Annotated in this window: 2 protein-coding genes; both read right to left on the bottom strand. The window is 56.5% G+C overall.

The window, feature by feature from the left end:
* Positions 1 to 5: 5 nt before the first annotated feature.
* Positions 6 to 1,550, bottom strand: a complete 1,545-nt coding sequence (gene tnpC / locus ACF8E5_RS14495) for an IS66 family transposase (protein ID WP_197844970.1) — start codon at positions 1,548 to 1,550, stop codon at positions 6 to 8.
* 18 nt (positions 1,551 to 1,568) lie between these two features.
* Positions 1,569 to 1,928: an IS66 family insertion sequence element accessory protein TnpB gene (tnpB, locus tag ACF8E5_RS14490; protein ID WP_029614001.1), complete on the bottom strand. Its 360-nt coding sequence runs from the start codon at positions 1,926 to 1,928 to the stop codon at positions 1,569 to 1,571.
* Between the last annotated feature and the right edge of the window lie 55 nt (positions 1,929 to 1,983).

Raw genomic sequence — 1,983 nt, 5'->3', positions numbered from 1 at the left:
ACGAGTTACCGTGGCATCTCTGGCGAGCAGTTCCACGGTAACAGCGCTTCGTAGTCTGCTACCGACGAGGCGTGCGGTAGCCGCTCAAGTACGTGGCGCAGCCACGTGTAAGGCTCTTGGCCGTTGACCTTGGCGGTCTCGACCAGGCTGTAGATCTTCGCGCTGGCACTGGCGCCGTTGACGGTGTCGCTGAACAGCCAAGCCTTGCGTCCTATGACAAACGGCTTGATCGCTCTTTCGGCCGTATTGTTATCGATGGGCAAGTAACCCGCTTCGACATAGCGCTCCAGTCGACTCCAGTTATTCGCCAGGTAATGCACTGCCTTGCCCAACGCACTTTGTGCGGTCACCTGCGACTGGGTTTTATCCAGCCAGCTTTTCAGTTGTGTCAGGATCGGCAGGCTTTTCTCCTGTCGACCAGTAAACCGCTGTTCATCACTGACGTCCTTGAGCTCGCGCTCGATGCCGTACAGCTTGTTGATCATCGCCAGCGCGATATCAGCCCGTCCGGTTTTACCTTTGGGCTGCACTTTTTGCGCGTCCACGAACTTGCGTCGCGCATGGGCCATGCACGCCAGTCGCTCCACGCCCGGCTGCAACGCCAACGCGTTATAGCCGGCGTAATCATCAGTCATGACATAGCCACGGTAACTTTCCAGCAAGCGCAACGGCACCTCCTGCGCACGGCTGGACGTGTAATCAAACAGCACAACTTTTCGATCCGGTGGGCCACTGGCTTGCACCCACATCCAGGATTGACTGGTTGGATCTCGATCCGGTTCTTTCAACACCTGGACACGGGTTTCATCGCAGTGAATCACTGGACTTTCCAGCAACCGATCACGCATCAAATTAAGAAGTGGCTGGAAATGCTCGCTGCACTGGATCACCCAGCGTGCCAGCGTTTGCCGAGGGATATCGATACCGTGCCGGCTGAGTACCGTTTCAAACCGATGCAACGGTAAACCGTCAACATACTTGGTGGTCAGTAGCATGGCCAGCACGCTGGGGCTGGCCATGCTTTTCTCGATCAACTGGGCGGGCTTGTCGGCGGTGACCGGTGCGGCCTCACAGCCACGGCAAGCGTAGATCTTGCGGATATGTGTGATGACCCGGATCTGCATCGGCACGATATCCAGTTGCTCACTGGTTTCATCCCCGATGGCATGTTTGCGGCAACCGCAAGCACAGGTCAGTTCGTGTTCGGGCAGTTCGTGGATGACTTCGATACGCGGCAGATTGGCTGACAACGGCTTGCGTTTGCCACGACGCACTGTGGGTGCAACGACTTCCTCATCGGCGTCGCCAACCAACGGCATTGGCTCGCTTTCAGGCTCATTGAACAAGGCCAACTGTGGCGTGTTGGGTTCCACGGATTGTTCGGACTTGCGTCCAAACAGACGGTCACGCAACAGCTTGATCTGTTCTTTCAGGTCGACGATGTGAGTCTGATAAGCCTGAGCGGTTTCCTCCTGACGATTGAGGGCTTCAAGCAACAGTTGCTTGAGCAAAACAGGATCATCAGGAAGGTCATCGGGCAGAGAAATCATGGCCCGGATTATACCGGGTCATGCCACGTAGCGCGGCGTCAAAACCTGATGAGGACGATTACGCCAGAGGTCAAAACCGTCGAGCAGCCAGTTGAGTTCCTGGACGGTCAGAATGATCGCCTCGTCGGTGGCGTCTGGCGATGTTTTGAAACGCTCGGATTCGAGGCGCTTGAGCCACAGGCAGAAGCCGTTTCGTTCCCAGTAGAGGATCTTCACGCGGTTGCGCGGCTTGTTGAGAAACACGAAAAGCACGGGGTCAAACACCGCCACTTTGATATCCAGTTCGACCAGAGCGGCCAGGCCGTCAATCGACTTTCGGAAGTCGACGGGCTTGGGGTAGAGATAGACTTTTTCGACTTTGGCGTCGGGTCGCATCATGACGGGGCTGGCTCCAGAAAGAGATCGGGAGCAGAGCATTGCGGATCAGCTTCGC

This window comes from Pseudomonas sp. WSY_20 (assembly GCF_043104335.1).
Classification (GTDB): domain Bacteria; phylum Pseudomonadota; class Gammaproteobacteria; order Pseudomonadales; family Pseudomonadaceae; genus Aquipseudomonas; species Aquipseudomonas parafulva_B.
The sequence above is the reverse complement of the archived record's forward strand: the minus strand, read 5'-3'. Positions and strand labels throughout refer to the sequence as shown.